Source organism: Pyramidobacter piscolens W5455 (assembly GCF_000177335.1).
Taxonomy (GTDB): domain Bacteria; phylum Synergistota; class Synergistia; order Synergistales; family Dethiosulfovibrionaceae; genus Pyramidobacter; species Pyramidobacter piscolens.
Map to the genome: position 1 here is coordinate 40290 of NZ_ADFP01000086.1, position 22677 is coordinate 62966.

Consider the following 22677-nt stretch of genomic DNA (forward strand, 5'->3'; position numbering starts at 1 on the left):
AGAGTCCGGCTGCCCAAGCGTGGCACGTAAAGACGAGGCGCGAATACTACTCTTCGACCTCCCAGTCCTTGACGTTGACACGGAATATCGTCGTAGGCATGACGAAGTTCTTGACCTTGTCGCTGACGCCGAAGATCGTGTCGGCTTCGGCAAAGGGAATGGAATAGCGTTTCTCATAGAGGTAATCCTGAATCTCGCCGAGCAGGACCTTCCGTTCCTCCCGATCGTACAACGTCTTCAACTTCTTAAGCATGCCGTCAAGTTTCACGTCGTTGGGAGCCAGGCGCGAACCGAATTCTTTCTCGTAAATGATGAGAATATTGGAGATCTCGTTGGCCGTCGCCGTACGGATCGAGGCCTCCCATGGCCCCTGCGCCTCACGGGTCGCCAGGGCGCTCTGTTCGATGTGAGCGTTCACGCCCACGGCTGCCCAGTACGCCTGAACAATCTCCCCCATCTGCTGATACAGAGCTTCAGGCAGAAGGTGCAGCTCGACGTCGAAGCCGTTGGGATAGCCGGCCTCGGCCAGAAGCTGCTTGGCTTTCTCCGGGTTGTATTCCCAACCGCCCATATCTTTCCAGCCCTCGACGATGGAGGGATATACGCCTGTCATGGCATGGGCGTGACCGTCGAAGGCCGCGTCGGCCAAAGCGGGAATGTCAATGGCGTAGGACAGAGCATGACGGACTTTCTGGTTCGACAGAATCGGGTGGTTCATGGCCATCGTGATCAGATAATACTTTTCGGAGCGCCCCGATTCGACGTGGCAGCCGTCAATCGCATTGACGCGATCGATGTCAGACCCGTTGATGTAAAACGCGAAGTCGGCGGCGCCGGTCTCCAGCTCAATCACGCGAGAAGCGGGTTCGGGAACGAACTTGAGCAGGACTTTCTTCGTTTTGGCGGGAGTGCCCCAATACTTTTCGTTGCGTTCGAAGAGCATGCTGGCGCCGTTGGTCCACTTGACCAGCTTGTAAGCGCCGGAACCGACAGGAGCGCGGGCATAATCCTTTTCGCCCATTTCCTCCATGGCCTTCTTGCAGCCGATCCAGCAACGTCCGCTGGCCAGCACGTTGAACACGGGAGCGTAAGGCTGGTGCATGGACAGGACCACCGTGTAGGGATCTTCGGCCCGGGAGTTCTTTTCATCGTACCAGATCATCGTCGAATAGGAGGTGGAATCGTCCTTGGTGCGCGCCAGGCTGAAGAGGACGTCCTCGGCAGTCAGCGGGTATCCGTTGGAAAACACCACGCCGCGGCGCAGATGCATCCTCAGGTGCGTCCTGTCGATGAATTCCCAGCTCGTCGCCAGACGGGGAATCTCCTTGCCCTCGCGGTCAAGATCCACCAGCGAATCGTAGATCAGCGTCATGACGATGTTGTTGGAAATGCCGTTGCCGCGCCGAGGGTCCAGCGTGTCCGGCTCCAGTTCATTCACCATCGTGATCGTGTCCTTGAAAGCCGCGGGGGCAGACATGGCACACACACCCATCAGAGACACAGCGCACAGAACCATTACAAAAAGCTTTCTCATATTTCTCCCTCCTGCAGAACAAATATGATGAGATTCAATCCGCGGCCACAGGGCCGCTCCCCCACAGAGACGCAGAGACTACATTTTCTTCGTGCCGGAACGAATATCGGCGACAATCTGTTCCATGTTCGCCTCAATAAGAGGATCGACGCTGCGCAGCGAAATTTTTCCATCGGCAAAATCCTCACGCATCTTTGCTTCTCGTACCGTCGCCGCTTCGGCTTTGGCCAAGTACGCTTCGGAGTTATCGGGAGGCATCACGATCACGCCGTCGGCGTCGCCAAAAACGATATCGCCGGGATGCACGACAGCGCCGCCACAGTTGACGGGAATGTCGTACTGCCCCGAAAGCCCCCATACGTTGGTCGTCGCTACCGAGATACCGGCGCAGAACACGGGGAACCCCATACGGTCGATCCAGACCGAATCGGTCGCCAGGCCGTCGATGACGATCCCTGCCAGACCGAGAGCCCGAGCGTTGCGCGCCACCATCTCTCCGACATAGGCAAAGACCTCGTCGCCGGCACGGTCAATGACCAGCACAGAGCCTCCGGGAGCCTCTTGAATGGCCTTATACATGGCGCAGGAATCCTTGCCGAGGATGCGCGCTGTGTAAGCGGGGCCGATCATTTTCATCGAACGGCTGACCGGTTTGATGCGTGGCATCATGAAGCTGACGCCGGGAAAATGTCCGTAAGTTGCCGGATCGGTGCTCATAAAGCGCTTTACCAGTTCTGGCGTCCATTCCATGGCAGACACCTACTTCCTGACCGTGTCGTACACGTCGGCGCGGCGATTCTTCAACGACGGCAAATGAGAGCGCACCTTGTCGAGATAGTCGAGGTCAATCTCGCCGACAGCGAGGCCGGCGCCTTCGGAAGCACGGGCGACAACCGTTCCCCATGGGTCGATGATCATGCTGTTGCCGAAAGAATCGGACGTTCCGTGTTTTTTGCCGTATTGCCCGGCCGCCACCACGTAACAGGTGTTCTCGATAGCGCGGGCGCGCAAAATCGCTTCCCAGTGATCCTTCCCCGTCGCCATGCGGAAGTTGGCCGGCGCGAATAGGATTTGCGCGCCGTGCAGGGCCAGATAACGGTACAGCTCGGGGAAACGGATATCGTAGCAGATCGACAGCCCGAGACAACCCATTTCCGTGTCAGCCGTCACCATCTCCCGGCCGGGTTTGATGCGGGCCGATTCCTCAGCCACGCTGCCATCGGGAAGGGTGATGTCGAACGTGTGAAGCTTGCGGTATTTGGCAACCATTCTGCCTTGGGGATTCAATACCGCGGTCGTGTTGAACTTGCGGTCACCCTCCGGGTTCACTTCGGCGATGCTGCCGCAATGGATCCAGAGATTATGCCGGCGGGCTTTTTCAGCCATCAGGGAAATTGTCCGTCCTTCGGGAACAAGTTCAGGCGCTTCCTGCCCCTCGTCAATTACATTGAAAACTTCCGGGAAAGAGACAAACTTCGCGCCTTTGGACGCCGCCTCGTCGATAAAGTCACAGGCAGCCTTCAGATTGGCGTCTTTATTGTCGCGCGTATCCATTTGAATCACGGCCATCAGGTATTTTCTCATCTATGTCGCAATCTCCTTCTTATCTAATTCATCGAACCGCTTTAATGCCATTGCTTGAGAAACTCGACGACGCGGTCCACTGTTTTGCCGACGATCTGTTCGCCTTTCTCCGCGCTGGCCGGCGTGGGATCCCCTACATGAGCCTCGGGATACGTTTCCACAAAGGGAATGAACTGAGGAATATCGGGATATTCGTTGGCGACAAGCCCCACATCCTTCAGACGCTCCCCCTTGACCAAGTCGGGACGCAGATACATAAACGTGGAGGTACCGGCCTCAGCGGCATGGGCATGGGCAGGACGGCCGTCATACTTGAGAATCCCCCTGCAAATGGGCTGGATGATCCGCCACCAGTCGATCAGGCAGCACTTCACGTTCCTGGTACGGCGCAGATGTGTGGCAATCTCGGTAATGACAGACACGTTGCCCAGATGGGGACCGACAAAGCAGAAACGGTTCACTCCCGTTTCCGCAAGGCTATCGACAATGTCATAAAGATAATTGCGCAGCGATTCGGGACGAACCGTAACAGTACCGCCTTCAGGCGCAAAAAGACTCTCCGAATAGCCAACGGGAACCGAAGGGCCGACGACCCAGCCAATCTTTTCGGAAATACGATTGGCGATCTCTTCAGCCACCAACGTATCAGCGCCGACGGGAAGGTGCGGTCCCCAGACTTCGAACGCACCGACGGGGAGGATCATCGCGCGAGTCTTGGCAATCTCGGTACGGTAATCAACAAAGTTCATCTCTTTCATCAACAGCATTGCTCAGCCTCCATATAACATTATAAAAACTTTTAATTTAATCATGTAACTCTGTGAATTGCATAAGATTATAACATCATAATCACTTAACTGCAAGTTTTTATCAGCCATATTTACCGCGAAGTACTCCATGCCAGGGAATATTATAAAATCAAGAATAACCCTTTTAGCACAGCAACACATGCGTAAAATCGGATGTTGTCTGCCGCGCTCTCAACTTCCCCTTGACCTTCCCTCTGCGGGAAGGTTGAAAATGATGGCGTCGTTCAAGGGAGGTGCGATCATGACGGAGAAAACGTTCGTTCATCCTTACATGCCCAACGGCGTGCCCGCGGTCAGGGCGGCGATGCTGAAGGAGCTGGGGATTTCGTCGGTCGAGGAAATTTACAGGAGCATCATTCCCGACAGACTTCTGTTCAAAGGCCGTCTCGGCCTGCCCGAGGCCATCGGGAGCGAAGCGGAGCTGGCCGATCATGTGCTGGGTCTGTTGAGTCAAAACGTCAGCTGCGCCGACGCGGTCAGCTTTCTCGGCGCGGGCTGTTACCGCCACCACGTGCCGGCGCTCTGCGACGAGATCGCCAATCGCGCCGAGTTCCTCACCGCTTACTGCGGCGACACCTACTCCGATCACGGCAAGATGCAGGCCATCTTCGAATACGCCAGCATGATGGGCGAGCTGCTCGACGCCGACGTGGTCAGCTATACGACGTACGACGGCGGGCAGGCCGTGTGCTCGTCGCTGCGCATGGCGATGCGCATGACGGGGCGAACCGAGGCGCTGGTTCCGGAGACGATGAATCCCGAGATACTTTCGCAGGCACGCACGTATTGCCGCAGCGCGGGAAGCGTGACGCCGGTAAAAGCCGACCGAGAAACGGGGCGCATGGACCTGTCCGACCTGAAAGCAAAACTGTCGTCCCGGACGGCCGTCGTGTTTTTCGAAAATCCGTCCTATCTCGGCTTTCTCGAGGAAGAGCCGCGGCGCATCGCGGCGCTGGCGCACGAAGCGGGGGCGCTGTGCGTCGTGATGCCGGAGGTCGCTTCGCTGGGCGCGCTCGAATCGCCCATGAACTACGGCGCGGATTTCGTCTGCGGCGAGATCCAGCCGCTGGGCATGCACCTGCAGCTGGGCGGCGGCTGCGGTGGCTTCATCGCCGGGCCGCAGGATTCCCGCTTCGTCGAAGAGCTGCCGACGTACCTTTACGGGCTGGCGCCCACCGCCGACCCGAACGCTTTCGGCTGGGGGCGGGCGCTGCTTTCGCGCTGCTCGCACGGCAGCCGCGAAAAGGCGCGCGAATATTTCGGCACCGAGTCGGGGCTGTGGGCGATCGTCGCCGGCGTCTACCTCGCCTCCATGGGGCCGCTGGGCATGAAGGAGTTGGGCGAGACGATCATGCAGCGCGCCGCTTACGCGATCAAAACGCTGTCGCCGCTGCCCGGCCTGCGCGTCCACATCTTCGGCGGCGCCGTGTTTCAGGAGTTCGCCGTCAACTTCGACGCCGCGGGCAAAACCGCGGCGCAGGTCAACAAAGAGCTGCTCGCGCGCGGCATTTTCGGCGGCAAGGACCTGAGCCGCGACTTCCCGCAGTACGGACAGAGCGCGCTCTACGCCGTCACGGAAACGGTGACGGCGGCGCAGATCGACCGCCTCGCCGCGGCGCTGGCGGAAATCGCCGGAGGCGAACGTTCATGAAAAAAGCCGTCTTTCACGAAGCCCGCTGGAACGAACCGATCATCATGGAGCTGGGCGCTCCGGGCGAGCGCGGCATCCTCGTGCCGAAAACCGAGGCCAAGGTCGCCGCGGCCGCCGGCCCCGCCGCGTCGTTAATCCCGGAGGCGCTGAAGCGCAAAAGTGCGCCGCGGCTGCCCGAGATCTCGCAGATGCAGCTGCTGAGGCACTATCTGCGCCTCTCGCAGGAGACCGTCGGCGCCGATTTGAACGCCGACATCGGCCTTGGCACCTGCACGATGAAGTACAACCCCAAGATTCACGAACAGTTCGTGCGTTCGCCGCAGTTCGCGGAGCTTCATCCCTGCCAGGACGAGGACACGCTGCAGGGGATCCTGAAAATCATTTACGACACGGGCGAATACCTCAAAGCCATCTCCGGCATGGACGCCTTCTGCCTGACGCCCGCCGGCGGCAGCCAGGCCATCTACGCTAACGTCGCCGTGATCCGCGCCTGGCACGAGTCGCGCGGCGAGGGAACGCAGCGCGACGAGATCATCACCACCATCCTCTCCCACCCCGCCAACCCCGGCGCGGCCGCCACGCTCGGCTACAAAGTGATCACGCTCACGCCCGGCCCCGACGGCACGCCCGACTTCGAAGCGCTCAGGAGCGCCGTCTCGCCGCGCACCGCCGGGCTGTTGATCACCAACCCGGAAGACACCGGCATCTACAACGAGCGCATCACCGAATTCGTCGATCTCGTCCATCGGGCCGGCGGATTGTGCGCCTACGATCAGGCCAACGCCAACGGCACCTTCGGCATCGCCCGCGCCCGCGAGGCCGGCTTCGACCTGTGCCACTTCAACCTGCACAAGTCGTTCGGCTCGCCGCACGGCTGCCAAGGGCCGGCCGCCGGCGCTCAGGGAGCCGTGAAAAAACTGGAGCCGTTCCTGCCGCTGCCCCGCGTCGCCTTCGACGGCAAAAAATATCATCTTGTCGGCGACGCGCCGCTGAGCGTCGGCTATCTGCGCAAGTTCCTCGGCGTGCCCGCCGTGGTCCTGCGCGCCTACGCCTATATCCGCAGCCTCGGCCCCGACGGGCTGAAACAGGCCAGCGAGCTGTCGATCCTCAACAACAACTATCTGATCAAAAAGCTGCTGGAAATCGACGGGCTCAAACTGCCCTGGGCCCCCGGCAAACGGCGCATGGAACAGGCCCGCCTCAGCTGGCGGACGCTGACCGACGAGACCGGCGTCACCACCGACGATATCGACCGCCGCGTCGTGGACTACGGGTATCAGAGCTACTTTTCCAGCCACCACCCGCGCGTCATCCCCGAGCCGTTCACGCCCGAACCGGCCGAAACGTATTCAAAGGCCGACATCGACGGCTACGCCGAAACCATGGCCGCCATCGCCGCCGAAGCCCGCTCCGACCCCGAAATCGTGAAGACCGCGCCGCACAACGCCGCTCTGGCCTCGCGCATCGACGAGAGCGCGCTGAACGACGAAAACCGACTCGCCACCACCTGGCGCGCGTGGAAAAAGCTGAACGCCGCCGCGCCGTCGGAACCGTCATAGGGCAGCGGACACCGAAACCTCACAGCTCCGTCTCGCGTCGGCAAAACCCAACAGACGCCTTTTTGGCGAACTGTCACAAACGCAGCCGACAACAAGATTCCATGCAAAATGTTCCACGTGGAACATTCCCCATGAAAAAGAGTCTGCCTCGAAATCCCCATTCCCCGGGGAAAAGAGGCAGACTCTTGTGCGCTCATGCAGTTCTATTCGGCAAGGAAAGCGCGGAACTCCGCGGGCGAAACGGAGACAAAACTCCTCTCGAGCAGTTCGTCGGGAAGCAGCGCTTCCAATCCGACAAAAGGATAACGTTGGCCGCGGATGCGCGCTTCGACTTCTCCGGGAGTCCCCAAGCTGAAAAAATCGCCGTAAATGCGGCAATCTTCCACGCACCCTTCCTTGACGACAAGGCCTATCTGCACGGTGCCGCCGGAAAAACGGCGTTCGCTGTTCACGGTGAAATCGGGCGAACTGCCCCATGTCCAGTTCCACGAGGCGTATTTGCTTACGGCCAGCTCCCGCGCATTGAGCGCCTCGGCTGCCGTAGGCGAGCGCACGGTCTCTGCGTGATAAAAACGGATCAACGCCGCCGCGAATCCTGTCTGAAAACGCTCGAGCGTCATTTTCTGCGGAAGGTGCGGCAGAAGGTTGGTAATGCGGCTGCGGACGGATCGAAAACCTTTTGACTGATATTTCTCCGGTTTGACCCGCAGGGCGCGCTCCACGTCTTCAAGGCGGGAATCGAAGAGGATCGTGCCATGGTGAAGCACCATTCCGGCCGCTGCGTACTGCGCCACGCCGGAGATCTTGCATCCTTTCACCGTCACGTCGTTGCGCCCCGAGCGTTCCGCCGCAACTCCCAGAGACTGAAGATACTGCAAAAGCGGGACGCTGAACGCCTGGATATCCAACCGTGATCCATCACGAGACGGCAGGATCACGGAGTAATTGAGGTTGCCGCGGTCGTGATACACGGCGCCGCCGCCCGTTATGCGCCGCACGACGTGAATCCCGCGCGGCGCGATGAACTCGCGCGTCACTTCCTGAGCAGTGTTCTGAAACCGCCCCACGACGACGGTGGGATCGTTGCTCCAAAGCATGAGGAACCCTTCCCGCGTTTTCACGGCTTCTTCGAAAAGGACTTCCTCGAGGGCAAGGTTGTAGCGCGGATCGTGAGCGTCGTTCAGAATGTAGCTGAAGTTCATTCGATTCATCCCGCCGTTTCCGTAAGATCTTCTTCCTTGAAAAGTCCCCGTGCGGCCGCACTGCACGGGGACCTTTTTTATGGACAGATTGTTTTTTCGAGCCTTCTCCGACAGGACCCAAACGCGTCGCGCGGCTTAACGTTCGGCGTTCAATGCCCTGCGCCCGTAAGCGTCGGCGGCGATCATGGCGTTGTAAACCATTTCCGCGTCGACCTTGAAGGGCATGTTGTGCAGCGTGTCCGTCGGCGCGCATGCGGCGTCCGCCACCGGCATCAGATGTTCGCGGCTGGTGTCGGTGACGCCGAGTTCCGCGAAGGTGACCGGCAATCCGACGGCGATCATCCAGTCGAGCATCTCCGCCAATTCCTCCTCGGGAATGTTTTCCATCACCAGCTGGGTCAGCGTACCGAAGTTTACTTTTTCGCCGTGCTGCATGTGATGGCATTCCGGAAGCTGGGTCAGCCCATTGTGAATCGCGTGCGCGGCGGCGATGCCGCAGGATTCGAAGCCAAGCCCCGAAAGCAGCGTGTTCGCTTCGATAATGCGTTCGACGGCGGGGGTCAGCGCCTGTGATTCTAGAGCGATTTTCGCTTTCAAGCCGTCGCTGACGAGCGTGTCATAACACAGTTTGGCGATGCCGAACGATGTGACGCCAACGGTGCCGCCGGCAAAATTGCCGGCGCCGGAGTTCACACAGGCGCGCGCTTCGAAGTACGTAGCCATGGCATCCCCCATGCCGGAGACGGTAAGGCGCAGCGGGCTTTGGGCAATGACTTCAGTGTCCATCAGCACAAGATTGGGATTGGCCGGCAGGAACAGATACTCTGCAAAAGCGCCCTCGTCGGTATAAATGACCGAAAGGGCGGAGCAGGGCGCGTCGGTGGAAGCGACCGTAGGGCAAATGGCGACAGGGATCCCGGCGTAGTACGCCGCGGCCTTGGCCGTGTCGAAAATCTTGCCGCCGCCGACGCCGATCATCACGTCAAAACCCTGTTCCTTTACGAGCTTTACAAGGCGATCGATCTCCGTCCGCGAGCATTCGCCGTTGAATTTCTCAAAGACGACGGAAGCCTCGCTTTGGGCAAAGCTCTTTTTGATCCGCTCGCCGACGCGGCCGATGCCGCCGGCGGAAATCAAGCAGAGCGCCTTGCTTCCGAGCTTGGCCGCATACATGCCGACGTCGTTCATCGCTCCACGGCCCTGAACATAACGCGACGGAGAAATAACCGTGACTGCCATGCTGAAACATCCTTTTCATTCTCGCTCTCGTACGTGAATTATCGTGCGTACCTCAACAAAGGAATCGCAATTCCCCCGAAGAAGAACCGGAGAGGATCGCGGGAATATCGGAAAACGCCTCGACGAGTTTCACCGTTCGGGCGCGAACGCATTTTCGCATTCGCAGCGAAAACGGAAAACCGTGTCCTCTCCGGGCGATCTCCGGCGGAATCGACCTAAGCCGTCGTACCGCCGTCTACCGCGATAACCTGCCCCGTAATTTCCTTGGACAGATGGCTGCACAGGAAGAGAACCGCGTCGGCGATGTCCTCCTCCACCTGGGGAACGCCGAAGGGGATCAGCTTCTTGACGCTGTCGTCGAAGGTGCTGTTGCGGCAATCGGCATTGTCGGAACCGCCTGTCATGGAGTCCAGAATCTCCTCCCACATCTTCGTGCGAATGATCCCCGGAGCGACGCTGTTGACGTTAATGTGATAAGGCGCCGCCACTTTGGCGAGGTTCTTCGTCAGAGAAACGACGGCCGCCTTCGTAGCGCTGTAATGTTCCAGCATCCCGAGCTGGGCGATTCCTGCGATGGAGGAGGTCGTGACGATCCGTCCTTCCTTCTGGGCGATCATTTTCTTCAGAGCGCAACGCACCACGTTGGAGAGTCCGATGACGTTGATGTCGTAGACTCTTTTGGCGCCCTCTCCGTCCAGCTCCAGAAAAGGAACCGTCTCGATGACCCCGGCGTTGTTGACGACAAAATCGATTTTGCCGCCGGCAAATGCCTCTCCGGCTCTGAAGAACTCCTCTACCTCGGCGTCGACGGAGACGTCCACCTTTTTGAAATCGGCTTTGACTCCCAGTTTGCGGAGTTCCTCGACGACGCTCTCGCCCTCGGCTTCCTTCCGGTTGCCGATGAAGACGTTGGCGCCCGCTTTTGCCAACACTTCCGCAATCGCTTTGCCCAAGCCGCGTCCGCCTCCGGTGAGCAGCGCGGTTTTCCCTTTCAGATCAATCTGAATGCTCACAAGAACTCCCTCCCTTTCTTCACGTTACGGTAGTTTTCCGGTTTTACCTTCAGACGCCTCGGATGTTGACGCAGATCGTCTTTTTGCCCTCACCTCCTCCCGAAAATCAATCGCCTCGGGGCGGTGATATTGCAATAAAGAGTTTCCTCTCCTTTGCTCCCTTGGCCTTATCCCTTGGGCGGCAGGTGCAGCGCTCTGTTCAAAACGTCCAGCGACGCTTCCTTGACCGTCTCGCCAAGGGTAGGATGCGCGTGGATCGTGGCAACGATTTCGTCGACCGTCAGCTCGGATTTCATGGCGAGCGTCCCTTCCACGATCAAATCCGTAGCCCTGGGCCCCAGAAGGTGCATGCCCAGGATCTCGCCGGTTTCTTTGTCCGCAAGGACTTTGACCATCCCGTCGGGCATCCCCGCGATCAACGCCTTGGCGTTGGAGTTCATCGGGAAGCGTCCGACGGTAAAGGGGCGTCCCGACTTGGCCAGCTCCACCTCCGTCGGGCCCACTCCCGCAAGCTCTGGGGCGGTATAGACGCCGCTCGGGACGCAGCGGTAATCCATAGCCGCTTTGTGTCCCATGATGACCTCCGCCGCGACCTCCCCTTCGGTCGAGGCAACGTGCGCCAGCATGATAGGCGAGGCACAGTCGCCGATGGCATAGATGCCGGGGACGCTGGTCCTCATCCGTTCATCGACCGCGACGCGTCCGCGCTCGGTGCGGACCCCGATCTCCTCGAGTCCGAGTCCCTGCGTGAAAGGACGGCGCCCCGTACAGACGAAAACCTTTTCCGTGACGATTTCCTCCTCCGCGTCCGTCGCGACGACTGTCGCGTATCCGTTTTCCGTGAGGCGAACCGCCTTGACCGTGGCGGAAGTCAGGATCCGAATGCCCCGGGCCTCCAGAATCTGCCTGAGGTACTCGACGAGTTCGACATCCATATTCGGCAGGATCTCCGGCAGCATTTCGACGACAGTGACCTTGACCCCCAACGCGGAGAATACGGAAGCGAATTCGACGCCAATGACGCCGCCGCCGACAAGGAGGATAGACTTCGGCAAAGCATCCAGCGTCAGAGCTCCGTCGCTCGTGAGGATCCCGGGCAGGTCGAACCCGGGCACGGGCGGCAGCGCCGGAACGGATCCCGTCGCGACGATGAAGGCATCGGCTGACAGGGACCGCACCGCGCCGTCCTCCTGCGTGACGACGATTTCTTTCGGAGAACGAAAGACCGCGCTTCCGCGGACGACTTCCACTCCATTGGCTCCCAGCAGAAAACCGACTCCCTCGACGAGGCGCGCGACGATCTCCGCCTTGCGCTGCATCAGGACCTTCCAGTCGACGCGAGCCCCTTTTACGAAGAGACCGACGGACTCTCCCTCCCTGACGGCCGAGGCCAGCTCCGCCGTGTGCAGCAGCACTTTGGTCGGAATGCAGCCTCTGTTGAGACAGGTTCCTCCCAGCGCATTTTTCTCCACAAGGACGACGGCGGCTCCCAGCTGCGCGGCGCGCAGTGCGGCAACGTATCCGCCGGTTCCTCCGCCGATGACCACGACCTTCTTTGATCCTTCCGCCATAATCTTTCCTCCTTGTCACACAGATTGGGAGAGCTCTGCCTAAGAGTCGGGATTTTCCCCGGTTAACGCCGGCCTTCTTCGCAAGGTGCTCGGCGCGACTCCAAATACTTTCTTGAAAGCGAGCCCAAAGTAGGCGACATTGCCGTATCCCGATTCCCGGGCAGCTTGCCGCACGGAAGCCCCCGCGAGAAGGAGACCTCGTGCCCGCTGCATCCTGGCGTCCTTCAAGACGTCCATAAAACGGACGCCCTCCTCCCGGAACAGGCGGCTGAGATGTCCAGGGCTGACGCCGACGTGCTTTGCAGTTTCCTCCAGCGACGCTGTGCCAGGTTCCTCTCGGATGAAAGCCACGGCTCTCCGCACAGGCGAGCGTTCCGCATCGTCCGTCCCTTCCACGGAGGCGGAGAGAAAGTTCCCATGCTCCGCCAACTTTTTGAGCGCCTCCGTGAACCCTTGTTCCAGCGCCTTGATGCGCATGGTCTGACGAATCTCCGCCTGCCGGCGCTGGACGCACTTTTCCATCGCCTCCCGCAGAGCTTCCGCCCGAACCGGCTTCCAGAGGAAAGAGGCAACCTCGTCCTCCAAGGCACGGGCCAGGTTCGCGAGGGTATTATGGGCCGTCACGACCACGACTTGAGCGCCCAAACCTCCGCGGCGCAACCGCTCCAAGCTCAGCATCCCGTTCCCGCCGGGAAGGCTGATGTCCAGCAGCACGATGTCCGGAGAGCGTTCCCGGGCAAGACGCTCGAATTCAGGAACGTTTCCGGCCTCGTCGATCTCGAGCGATGGGAAAAAACCGTGGAGCAGCAGGACCAGCGCGTCGCGCTCCAGTTTCTCGTCCTCAACGACGAGCGCTCTCAACGGCTGGATCGATGGAAGTTCAAGCGCAGACACAGCGGACTCCAAGCTCATGGAAGGTTCACCGGCCTTTCCGGAAGCCGCAGTTCGATGCGGGTTCCTCCGCGGGGGATACTCCTGACTTCTATGGAAGCAGACTTCTCGTAGTAGAGGTGCAAACGTTTCCGAACGTTTGCCAGTCCCATTCCTTCCCGAAAACGGTTCATCTCGAACCCCACCCCGTTGTCTTTCAGAACGATATGGAGAGAGTTCCTTTCTTTTCTCGCCGCCAAGAGGAGCTTCCCCTTCCGAAGCGAGGGTTCGAGCCCGTGGATCAGGGCGTTTTCCACCAACGGCTGGAGCAACATGAAAGGGACCAGACACTCGCGCACTTCCGGATCCTCCTCGACGGAGAAAGAGAGGCGATCCCCGAAGCGAACCCGGTAGATTGCAAGGTAGCTGCGCACGCACTGGAGTTCTTCGCCGAAGCAGACCAATCCATGTTCACTCTGCTCCTGCAGGGTATAGCGCAGATAGTCCGCGAGCTGCTCGGTCATCTCCATCGTTTTCTTGGCGGCCTCGAAAAGAGCCAAGCGCGCGATACAGTTCAGACTGTTGAAGAGGAAGTGCGGATTGATCTGGTTCCTCAGAGCTTTTAGCTGGGCACGATGGAGCGCGTGTTCCATATCCGCGCCTCTCTGCCTTTGCTGGGACAACAAAAGGCTCTGCTCGAGAATCTTCTGCCGAGCTAGATTGATCTCGCATAATTCGACGATCTGCGTGGAAAGAAGGCGCATGATCTCGAGCGCCCGTTTCAGCTCGGTTTCATCCAGGATGGGAAGCTGCCGGTACTTCTCGATTAAAAAGGAACGCTCCTCGTCGTTCCTCACAAAGGTCCACCGCTTCGAGACGGCCTCGAGCTCCGCGTTGCCGACGATCTTGGAATGGACCTGCCCCGAGGCCAAGAACCCCGCCAGGCGGCCGTTGATATAAAGCGGAGCGCACAGATCGGTCAGACCGTTCGCACAGGTATACATGTGAATGTCCCCCTGTTTCAGCGAAGTTCGTATGGCCCTTTTGTCGCACGCGTCGCAAATGGCTTTGCCCTTGCGTATCGAATGTACGTGTTCGCAGAACGCCGAGGCATTCACCAGGATCACTTTCCGCCCCTTCGGAGTCAGCAGGGAAACCCCAACCCGAAAGAGATCGGCGAAGCTTCGGAAGAGTTCTTCCAGTTTGGCGATGTCCACCGTCTTCTGCCACCACTCTAAGGAACCGTATTCGAGGTTCTCGTCAGGCGACACTCCCCCTTCCTTCTCGCCGCGCGCGTCCTGTTCGAATGACATTTTTTCTAATGGTATGTCGTTTTTTATGACATTATTTTTCGACACCATTGATATAGCAACTCCTTTGGTGTAAAATATAACACAAAGATAAAAAATATGCTAGTTCTTCTTGTAAATATTTAATCCGTTTCCGGTGCGGTGAAGCGGATTATGTCACTCGAGGTTGCGCCACTCGGAAGAGACTTCACAGTAAGACATGAAAGGAGGTTTTGCACCCATGAAGCGTTTCATCGTGGAGCTGGGCATGGGGACGGATCTTCACGGCGGGGACGTCACGAAGGCGGCGAAGCGAGCGGTGCGCGACGCTGTTTCCAAAAGCTGCCTCTGCGGGATCTTCGAGGTAGCCAAGCTGGAGAAACCGGACGACATGTGCATTCGCCTGAAGATATGCTGCCCCACGCCGGAACTGCTGGATAAGGAACAAGTGATCAAGTCGGTCCCCTTTGGCACAGTGGAGCTCACCGTTCAGGAGGGGGGAATGGTTACGGAGGGGCTCCATCTTCCTCAGTTGGGAAAGGGCAGTTCCATCGTAGTGGCACTGGCGTCTCTGACTGTCTGCGTGGAATGAGCGGCCGGCAGGGACTCGCGTGAACGAGAATTTTTTAAGGAGGTAAAGGCATGAAGGTCACGAAAGAGAAACTTCTGGACATGTACAGGACGATGTTCATGATCCGTTCCTTCGAACTGAAGGCGGCCGAGCTCTTCGCGGCCGGAAGGATCCCCGGCTTCGTCCACCTTTATGTGGGAGAGGAGGCCGTCGCCACGGGAGTATGCGCCAATCTGAAGAAGGGCGACTACATCACAAGCACCCACCGCGGGCACGGACACCTTCTGGCCAAGGGAGGCGACGTCAATCTGATGATGGCCGAGCTCTTCGGAAAGGCCTCAGGGTATTGCAAGGGCAAGGGCGGATCGATGCATATCGCTGACGTGGATCTGGGCATCCTCGGAGCCAACGGGATCGTCGGAGCGGGATTCCCGATCGCCGTAGGCGCGGCGTTTTCCTGCAAATACCGCAAGACAGGCGATGTGACAGTCTGCTTCTTCGGAGACGCGGCCTCGAATCGGGGAACGTTCCACGAGGGGATCAACTTCGCCTCGATCCACAAACTGCCGGTCGTTTTCGTCTGCGAGAACAACATGTACGGCATTTCCAACTACCAGAAAGCGGGCATGAACATCAACGACATCGCCGACCGCAGCGAAGGGTACGGCATACCGGGCGCGAGCGTGGACGGCAACGACGTCATGGCGGTCTACGAAGCCGCCAGCGCAGCCATCGAAAACGCCCGCAAGGGCGACGGGCCCAGCCTGATCGAGTGCAAGACATGGCGCCAGCGCGGTCACTTCGAGGGCGACCCGGGGAAATACAAGGATCCCGAGGAACAGAAGAACTGGGTTGCCAAGGATCCGCTGCCGCGTCTTGAGAAGCGTTTGGAGGAACTGGGATACGCCTCCAAGGATGAGCTCGAAGCCATGCAGAAGGAAATTCTTCAGAGAATCGAAGCCGCAGTCCAGTTTGCGGAGAGCGGCCCCGATCCATCGCCGAGCGAGCTGCTCACCGACGTACTGGCCTGAGCGATTCCATTCCGACAACAACAAGAGGTGAAAACGATGACGCAGATGAGTTACAGTGAAGCGATCAGGGACGGCATCCGTATGGAGATGCGCAGGGATCCCGGCGTGTTTCTGGCCGGGGAAGACGTGGGGATTTTCGGCGGCTGCTTCGGCGTGACGGCTGGCCTGCTGGACGAGTTCGGCAAGGAACGCGTTGTGGACACGCCAGTCACCGAGACGGCGATCATGGGGCTCGGAGTGGGCTCGGCCGCTACGGGACTGCGCCCGATCGTGGAGATCATGTTCGCCGACTTCATGGGCGTCTGCTTGGACGAGCTCTACAATCAGGCGGCCAAGATGCGCTACATGTTCGGCGGCAAGACAAAGATCCCGATGGTGATCCGCGCTCCCGTCGGCGCCGGAGTTTCGGCTGCCGCCCAACATTCACAGTCCAATGAAGCGTGGTTCGCTCATATTCCAGGCATCAAGGTGGTCATGCCCGGTTCGCCGGCGGACGCCAAGGGACTCTTGGAAGCTGCCGTCCGCGACGACAACCCCGTGGTGTTCCTGGAACACAAGCTGATGCTGGGGGTGCAGGGTGACGTCCCGGAGGGAGAGTATGTCGTCCCGATCGGCAAAGCGGACATCAAGCGCTCCGGCGCGGACGTCAGCATCATCACCTGGTCCGGCATGGTGCCGAAGGCCCTCGCCGCGGCCGAGATGCTGGCGGCGGAGGGCATCGATGCAGAGGTCGTGGACTTGCGGACGCTCACTCCCCTGGACAAGGAGACCTTGCTGGGTTCCGTGGAGAAAACCGGACGCGCGGTGATCGTGCACGAGGCCGTCAAAACCGGCGGATTCGGCGGAGAAGTCGCCGCCGTCATTGCGGACGAAGGGTTCGGTTATTTGGACGCGCCCATCAAGCGCGTCACCGCCCCCGACACTCCCATTCCTTTCAGCCCCGCTCTGGAAAAGCTCTGGATTCCCGACGAGGCGCGGATCGCCGCGACGGCAAAGGAACTCGTCCGGGGATAAGCTCGGATCGAAAGGGGATATGAGGATGGCAGCCCCCGCGACGGTGGGAATCATCGCCAATCCGGCGTCCGGCAAGGACATCCGCCGCCTGGTCGCCTATGGCACGGTCTTCGACAATCAAGAGAAGGTGAACATCGTCCGCAGGGTTCTGCTTGGCCTCTCGGGCACAGGGGTCGAGCGCGTGCTCTACATGCCCGACTATTACGGCATCGTCGCCAAAGCGGTCGCGGGCATGCGCAGCAGAGATTCCCTGAACCTGAAAATCGCGCCGCTGGAAATGGAGCTGACAGCAACGCAGCTCGACTCCTGCAACGCAGCTGCCGCCCTTGCCGAGGCGGGGGCGGGATGCATCGTGACACTGGGGGGCGACGGGACAAACCGCATGGTCGCCAAAAGCTGTGGGAATGTCCCTCTGCTCCCCATCTCCACGGGGACGAACAACGTCTTTCCCTTCTTCCTGGAGGGGACGATCGCAGGGCTCGCCGCCGGAGCCGTTGCCCAAGGATATGCCGGCACGGACTCCGTGTACCGTTCAAAACGCCTCGCCGTGTTTCGGAACGGCGTCCCCGTGGACATTGCCCTGATCGATGCGGTCGTTTTGGACAACCCGTTTGTCGCTTCCCGCGCCATGTGGGATGTGGAGGACATGCGGATGGCGGTTTTTACGCGCGGCGAGGCCCATAACATCGGCATTGCCTCCCTGCTGGGGACGTCGACCCCCGTGACTGTTTACGATCCCTGGGGAGCCTTCGTCACTCTGGATCCCTCGAAACGGGACCGCGTCGCCGCCATCGCTCCGGGGTTGCTGCTTCCGGTGGGGACATCCGTCCCATGCCGCATGGAACTTGGGGAAAGCGTGGAGATCGCACCTGTTCCCTGCATCGTCGCCTTGGACGGCGAGCGGGAGGTAGAGTTCCAAGAGGGAGATCGCGGGGAAATCCGCTTGGACCGAGATGGTCCGAACGTGGTGGCCCCCGATCGGGCCCTCAGGAATGCCGTTGCCGACGGCTTCTTCAGTCGGCCGGAGGTGCTGGGGATTCATCTGCAATGAAAAGAGCTGGAGGTCATCTATGGCAACCGAGATCACAATGCCCAAGTTAGGGCTCACCATGAAAGTTGGCAGGATAGGCAAATGGCTCAAGAAAGAGGGCGATCCCGTCAAGAAAGGCGAGGCGATCGCAGAAGTGTTGACGGACAAGATCGCGAACGTGCTCGAGGCCGCGGCGGAAGGGATACTTCTGAAAATAGCGGCCCCTGTCGGCGCGCAGCTTCCCGTGGGCGGCCTGATGGGCTACATCGGAGCGGTCGGCGAGAACGTTCCCGATGCAGCCGGCGCAGCTCCGGCGATCGAGACGGCGCAGCCCGCGGCGACAGCCGCCGCCCCTAAACCGGCGCCAAGCTCCGGCGGGAAAAAGCCGAGGGCGACTCCCGTGGCCCGCAAGCTGGCCGAACAACACGGCGTCGATCTGTCGCGTCTCGCGGGAACAGGGCCGAATGGCAGTATCGTGCGCGAGGACGTGGAAAAGTTCCTGGCGCAGGGGCTTCCCCAGGAAACCCCGCCGCCGGCCCAGCCCGAGGCGTTCGAGGTCATGCCCTATGCCGGAATACGTCAGGTCATCGGGGAGAATATGCTGAGGAGCTGGCTGGAGATCCCGAAAGTCGATCATCACGCCAGCGTAGACATGACGGAACTGCTGGCCGCAAGACGGGCTATCAACGAAAACCTGCCGGAGAGCGAAAGAGTCTCCGTGACGGATCTTCTCGTCATGCTCACCGCCCGGGCCCTGGAGATGAAGACGATTTTCAACGCTCTTATGGAGCCGGACGGGATCAAAATCTATCGCAATGTCCACATGGGGGTCGCCATCGCGCTGGAAAACGGTTTGGTGGTGCCCGTCGTGCGCGACGCCAACAAAAAACGGCTCCGCGAGATCAGCGCGGAGATCAAGGATCTGGCGGCGCGAGCGCGGGAGAATCGTTTGACGGAGATGGACTTTATCGGCGGAACCTTCACCTTGACGAACCTGGGCGGCTATCGCTCGACGGAGCACTTCACCCCGATCATCAACCCGCCTCAGGCGGCCATTCTCGGCGTCGGCCGCACCAAGGACGTGCCGGTCGCGGTGGACGGAGAGGTTCGCATCCGGCCAATCATGGCGCTGTCGCTGTCTCACGACCACAGGATCGTGGACGGCGCTCCGGCGGCCGAATTTCTGGGCATCCTGATGCGGATGATCGAAATGCCCTCCAGGGTGCTGTATTAGAGCGCGTTCTCGCCGCTTCGAAAATGGCGGTGACGCGCCGGCCCGCCAGTACAAGACCGATAACGAGCCTCATCATAACGGGGCACGGCGGGGCCATCTGCGCAGCTCGCTTTGCGAATCCCCCTCGCAGCGCCCCCGTGTTCGGCTTTTTGATCAAGAATAGTATCAGCCCGTTTTTCAGCGCGCAACGAAACAGACGAGTAACGCGAAATCCCTGACGGTTTTTAAAACGCCAGGGATTTTTCATATACGATGTTCCACGTGGAACATCGCCAGCCGTCAAATTTTTCTTCGCGCCGCCGGGGCGTTTTCCCCGCCGGATCGCACTCTGAAAACGCGGGCGTCTCCCGTGAAGCCGCGTCCGCCGTCGCGGCCAGCATAGCGCGGAGCGCCGACAATCCCAAAAACTCCAACAATGGGCGCTTCATGTTTTCCCCTCCGGCCTTTTCGAATGTTTTTCCCGCTGCCGCAAGATTTCGTCGGCCGAGTTCAAGCACATTATAACACGGCGGCCGCGCTCTCCGGGGATTGCCGGCCGGCTCCGGCGCGCTTACGCGGCGTTTTTCCCCTCGCCGCCCCGCTCCGGCCGCGACGTGCGCCAAAAAAGCGCGGCCGCGCCCAGTTCGGCCGACATGGAAAAGAGCGCCATGCCCGCCGGAGAACGGTCGTACAGGCAGCCCATCAGCCAGCCGCCCGCGAACAGGCAGACGCCGAACGCCGTCTGGAACGAACCGTAGCCCGAGCTGCGGCGCTCCTTGGGAACCAGCGTCGCCACCGCCGCCTTGAGGATCGATTCCTGCGCGCCCATGCCGACGCCCCACAGCGCCGCGCCGGCGTACAGCGCCCCGCCTCCCGGCAGCAGGAAAATCAGCGCGCTGAAAGGCGCCGTCAGTAACGCCGACAGCGCCAGCGCTTTCATGCCCCAGCGGTCGTAAAGCCAGCCGAAAACAAGCGCCGCCCCCGCGTCGACGCCCATCGCCGCGGCGTAAAGCAGCGGCAGGCCGCCCGGCGACATCAGGCCGCGCCGCGAGACGTGCATGGAGATCATCGCGAAATCCATGAAGCCCAGCGCGAACAGGCTGATTCCGGCGATATAGAGAGTGAATTTTTTTCCGAAAGCAAAATTTCCGACAGCAGCTTTTTTCGTATCCGGTTCGAACTTCTCCGGCCGCGGAAAGAGACAGCGCGCCGCCAGCAGCAGCCCCAGCGTGACCAGAGCCGGAGCGGCCAGCAGCGCGAAACAGCGGCGGTAATCGGCAAAGCTGTCGCCGGAACCTTTGAAGTACATCACGGCGAACAGCGCCACGGGCCCCAGAAACGCTCCCAGCTGGTCGAGAAGTTCCTGCAGCGCGAAGCTCCGCCCCACGCCGTTCTGCGCGGCGGCAAAGGACAGCAGCGTGTCCTTGGCGGGTTTTTTGACGGCTTTGCCGGCGCGTTCCACGACGATCAGCGCCGCCGCCCAGAGCCAGCCGTTTTCGGGCACCAGAGCCAGCGCCGGCACGGCGAGAAGATCGACGGCGTAGCCGAGGATCGTCAGCAGCCAATACCTTTTCGTGCGGTCGGCCAGCCGTCCCGTCGCGCAGCGAAGCGAATAGCCGATCAGCTCGCCGAAGCCGGAAACGAACCCCACGGCCGCCGCCGACGCCCCCGTCAGGCTCAGATAAGCGCCGAGAATGCTCTTGCCGCCCTCGTGCGTCATGTCCGAAAAGAGGCTGACGACGCCCATCAGCACGATGAACGACAGCGCGGCGCGCTTCAGATCCTTGTTTTCATTAACTCGCTCATTCATGAAGACTCACGGCTTTCGACAATTTTTTTACGCGCTCACACCCGTATTTTAATAGATCCAGAACAGTTTGGGGAGAGCCCCCGCATCGCCCAGCATTTCGAGCACTTCCATCAACCCGGCGAGCCAGACGAACCACACCGCGTCGAAGACTTCGCGCCGGAACACGCGCGGCGTCACGACGTATTCCCGCGGCTCCTCAAAGAGCGAAAGGCGGGGGACGAAGCGCGGCACGGCCGCCATGTAGCGCCGGTAATCGTCGCCGAAGCGCGCCAGCAAGTCCTTTTCTTCGGACAGAATCACGCCCGGATACGTCAGCGCGAACGCCGCGGCGACGCCCAGCGCCAGCGTCGCCGATTCAGTGCAGCAGCCCACGCCGACGGCGCCGAGAAAGCTGAAGAAGTACAGCGGATTGCGGCAGAGCGAATAAGGGCCCTTGTCGATCAAGCGGTCCGCCTTGTATCCGGCGATATACTGCGCGCACCAGATCCGCCCCACGGCCCCCAGCCCGGCCAAAAAACAGCCCGCGGCGAACATCGCCTCGGCCGCAGCCGGAAACGAAAGCTCCAGTTTCTTCCCCGAAAAGGCGCACAGCCCCACGAAAAAAACGCCGGCCAGCTGCGACAGCCTGGTCCGATAACGAACGAAGAATTCCAAGAACGCCACCCCTTTATCCCATTCGGTTCGCCACCGCACGGCCCGCTTTATGAATCTTCCCGGCGGCGCCGCGCGAAAAAAACGACGGCGAAGGCAGCGAAGCCTTTTGTACGCCGCGTTTCCCTCTCCCGAAGGATATCGTCATGATTTTTTTGCGGGAAAGCCTCCGCCCTTTCCTTTCAGGCAGAGATTGTACGCCCGGGATCTAACGCCCTTCTTAGCGAATTCTAAACAATTCCTAAACGCTCCCTCGCGCCGCCGCGTAAAAAAATCCCTTCCGCTTCTGTCCGGCACGTGCCGGATCAAAGCGGAAGGGATTTTTTTCGGAGCTTCGGGCTAATCGGCCGTAAAGCGATAGCCCGCGCCCCAGACCGTTTCGATATATTCGGGGCGGGAAGGGTCCTTCTCGATCTTGTCGCGGATGCGGTTGACGTGCACTGTGACGGTAGCCGCGTCGCCAGGGTGATCTTCGCCCCAAATGCGCTCGAACAGCGTCTCGCGGGAAAAAACGATATCGGGATTGGCGGCGAGGAACAGGAGCAGTTCGTACTCCCGCCGCGCCAGCGCCACCTCGCGCCCGCCGACGAACACGCGGCGCGAAAGGGGCAGGATTTTCAGCCCTTTCACCTCTATGGGGCGCTCCGCGCCGGACGAGGCGCCGCTTGAAAGCCGTTCGTGGATTTGGATATGGGCCCGGCAGCGCGCCACCAGTTCCGACGGGCTGAAGGGCTTGACCACGTAATCGTCGGCGCCGAGTCCGAGCCCGCGGATCTTGTCCACGTCGTCCTTGCGGGCGGTGACCATGACGACGGGCACGTTTTTGCTCTTTCGCACCTCGCGGCAGATTTCGAAGCCGCTGATTCCCGGCAGCATCACGTCGAGCAGCAGCAACGCGTATTCCTCCGTCCGCGCCAGACGCAGCCCTTCGCGGCCGTCGAAGGCGATCTCCACCGCGAAGCCGTTGGCTTCCAGATAGTCGCGTTCCAGTTCCGCGATCGGGCGGTCGTCCTCCACAATCAGGATTTTCCGCATG

General features: G+C 60.3%; 20 protein-coding genes. 7 read left to right on the forward strand and 13 right to left on the reverse strand.

The annotated features are described in order from the left end of the window. Positions 1-46: 46 nt before the first annotated feature. The 4 genes from HMPREF7215_RS07850 to HMPREF7215_RS07865 all read right to left on the reverse strand — a co-directional run bounded on the left by HMPREF7215_RS07850 (position 47) and on the right by HMPREF7215_RS07865 (position 3885). Positions 47-1534: an ABC transporter substrate-binding protein gene (locus tag HMPREF7215_RS07850; protein WP_009165260.1), complete on the reverse strand. Its 1488-nt coding sequence runs from the start codon at positions 1532-1534 to the stop codon at positions 47-49. Between the two features lie 78 nt (positions 1535-1612). Continuing rightward, positions 1613-2284, reverse strand: a complete 672-nt coding sequence (locus HMPREF7215_RS07855) for an RraA family protein (protein WP_009165261.1) — start codon at positions 2282-2284, stop codon at positions 1613-1615. A gap of 9 nt (positions 2285-2293) precedes the next feature. Continuing rightward, complete coding sequence (locus tag HMPREF7215_RS07860; RefSeq protein ID WP_009165262.1) at positions 2294-3118, reverse strand: carbon-nitrogen hydrolase family protein; 825 nt, start codon at positions 3116-3118, stop codon at positions 2294-2296. A 41-nt stretch (positions 3119-3159) separates the two neighbouring features. Further along, positions 3160-3885 carry a creatininase family protein gene (locus HMPREF7215_RS07865; protein ID WP_009165263.1) on the reverse strand — a complete coding sequence of 242 codons (726 nt, stop codon included), beginning with the start codon at positions 3883-3885 and terminating at the stop codon, positions 3160-3162. Between the two features lie 283 nt (positions 3886-4168). Here HMPREF7215_RS07865 and gcvPA point away from each other — a divergent pair, with 283 nt between their 5' ends. Together gcvPA and gcvPB are read left to right on the forward strand one after the other, a co-directional pair. Then, positions 4169-5578 carry an aminomethyl-transferring glycine dehydrogenase subunit GcvPA gene (gcvPA, locus tag HMPREF7215_RS07870; RefSeq protein ID WP_040550936.1) on the forward strand — a complete coding sequence of 470 codons (1410 nt, stop codon included), beginning with the start codon at positions 4169-4171 and terminating at the stop codon, positions 5576-5578. After that, positions 5575-7137 (forward strand): aminomethyl-transferring glycine dehydrogenase subunit GcvPB, encoded by a 1563-nt coding sequence (gene gcvPB, locus HMPREF7215_RS07875; RefSeq protein ID WP_009165266.1) that lies wholly within the window; start codon positions 5575-5577, stop codon positions 7135-7137. Before gcvPA ends, gcvPB begins: the two co-directional genes overlap by 4 nt. 203 nt (positions 7138-7340) lie before the next feature. On the opposite strand, the gene HMPREF7215_RS07880 is transcribed toward gcvPB, so the two are convergent. From HMPREF7215_RS07880 to HMPREF7215_RS07905, 6 genes are all read right to left on the reverse strand, one after another. After that, the gene (locus HMPREF7215_RS07880; protein WP_009165267.1) at positions 7341-8339 is read right to left on the reverse strand and encodes a lipoate--protein ligase; all 999 of its coding nucleotides are present in this window, start codon (positions 8337-8339) and stop codon (positions 7341-7343) included. 135 nt (positions 8340-8474) lie between these two features. Continuing rightward, positions 8475-9578 (reverse strand): glycerol dehydrogenase, encoded by a 1104-nt coding sequence (locus HMPREF7215_RS07885; protein WP_009165268.1) that lies wholly within the window; start codon positions 9576-9578, stop codon positions 8475-8477. Positions 9579-9793: 215 nt separating this feature from the next. After that, on the reverse strand, positions 9794-10591 hold the full coding sequence (locus HMPREF7215_RS07890; RefSeq protein ID WP_009165269.1) for an SDR family NAD(P)-dependent oxidoreductase: 798 nt from the start codon (positions 10589-10591) through the stop codon (positions 9794-9796). Positions 10592-10758: 167 nt separating this feature from the next. Further along, positions 10759-12162, reverse strand: a complete 1404-nt coding sequence (gene lpdA / locus HMPREF7215_RS07895) for a dihydrolipoyl dehydrogenase (protein ID WP_009165270.1) — start codon at positions 12160-12162, stop codon at positions 10759-10761. A gap of 39 nt (positions 12163-12201) precedes the next feature. Then, positions 12202-13074 (reverse strand): helix-turn-helix domain-containing protein, encoded by an 873-nt coding sequence (locus tag HMPREF7215_RS07900; RefSeq protein WP_040550921.1) that lies wholly within the window; start codon positions 13072-13074, stop codon positions 12202-12204. Continuing rightward, positions 13071-14303, reverse strand: a complete 1233-nt coding sequence (locus HMPREF7215_RS07905; RefSeq protein ID WP_198004583.1) for a sensor histidine kinase — start codon at positions 14301-14303, stop codon at positions 13071-13073. The genes HMPREF7215_RS07900 and HMPREF7215_RS07905 overlap by 4 nt, the downstream gene beginning before the upstream one ends. Before the next feature lie 259 nt (positions 14304-14562). On the opposite strand from HMPREF7215_RS07905, the gene HMPREF7215_RS07910 reads away from it, so the two are divergent. Genes HMPREF7215_RS07910 through HMPREF7215_RS07930 form a run of 5 tightly spaced genes read left to right on the forward strand, consistent with a single transcriptional unit; the run spans position 14563 to position 19201 of the window. Continuing rightward, a complete protein-coding gene (locus HMPREF7215_RS07910; RefSeq protein ID WP_009165273.1) occupies positions 14563-14913 on the forward strand; it encodes a Lin0512 family protein in 351 nt (116 codons plus the stop codon). Between the two features lie 50 nt (positions 14914-14963). Further along, positions 14964-15923: a thiamine pyrophosphate-dependent dehydrogenase E1 component subunit alpha gene (locus tag HMPREF7215_RS07915; RefSeq protein WP_009165274.1), complete on the forward strand. Its 960-nt coding sequence runs from the start codon at positions 14964-14966 to the stop codon at positions 15921-15923. Positions 15924-15959: 36 nt separating this feature from the next. Then, positions 15960-16937, forward strand: a complete 978-nt coding sequence (locus tag HMPREF7215_RS07920; RefSeq protein WP_009165275.1) for an alpha-ketoacid dehydrogenase subunit beta — start codon at positions 15960-15962, stop codon at positions 16935-16937. A gap of 25 nt (positions 16938-16962) precedes the next feature. Then, complete coding sequence (locus HMPREF7215_RS07925; RefSeq protein ID WP_156797491.1) at positions 16963-17988, forward strand: NAD(+)/NADH kinase; 1026 nt, start codon at positions 16963-16965, stop codon at positions 17986-17988. Positions 17989-18007: 19 nt separating this feature from the next. Then, positions 18008-19201, forward strand: a complete 1194-nt coding sequence (locus tag HMPREF7215_RS07930) for a dihydrolipoamide acetyltransferase family protein (protein ID WP_009165277.1) — start codon at positions 18008-18010, stop codon at positions 19199-19201. Positions 19202-19751: 550 nt separating this feature from the next. Here the strand turns inward: HMPREF7215_RS07930 and HMPREF7215_RS07940 are convergent. The 3 genes from HMPREF7215_RS07940 to HMPREF7215_RS07950 all read right to left on the reverse strand — a co-directional run bounded on the left by HMPREF7215_RS07940 (position 19752) and on the right by HMPREF7215_RS07950 (position 22676). Then, positions 19752-20990 carry an MFS transporter gene (locus HMPREF7215_RS07940; RefSeq protein WP_009165280.1) on the reverse strand — a complete coding sequence of 413 codons (1239 nt, stop codon included), beginning with the start codon at positions 20988-20990 and terminating at the stop codon, positions 19752-19754. Positions 20991-21038: 48 nt separating this feature from the next. Then, entirely contained in the window at positions 21039-21644 is a 606-nt protein-coding gene (locus HMPREF7215_RS07945; RefSeq protein ID WP_009165281.1) for a methyltransferase family protein, read from the reverse strand. Between the two features lie 336 nt (positions 21645-21980). Further along, positions 21981-22676 carry a response regulator transcription factor gene (locus HMPREF7215_RS07950; RefSeq protein ID WP_009165283.1) on the reverse strand — a complete coding sequence of 232 codons (696 nt, stop codon included), beginning with the start codon at positions 22674-22676 and terminating at the stop codon, positions 21981-21983. Position 22677: the final 1 nt, after the last annotated feature.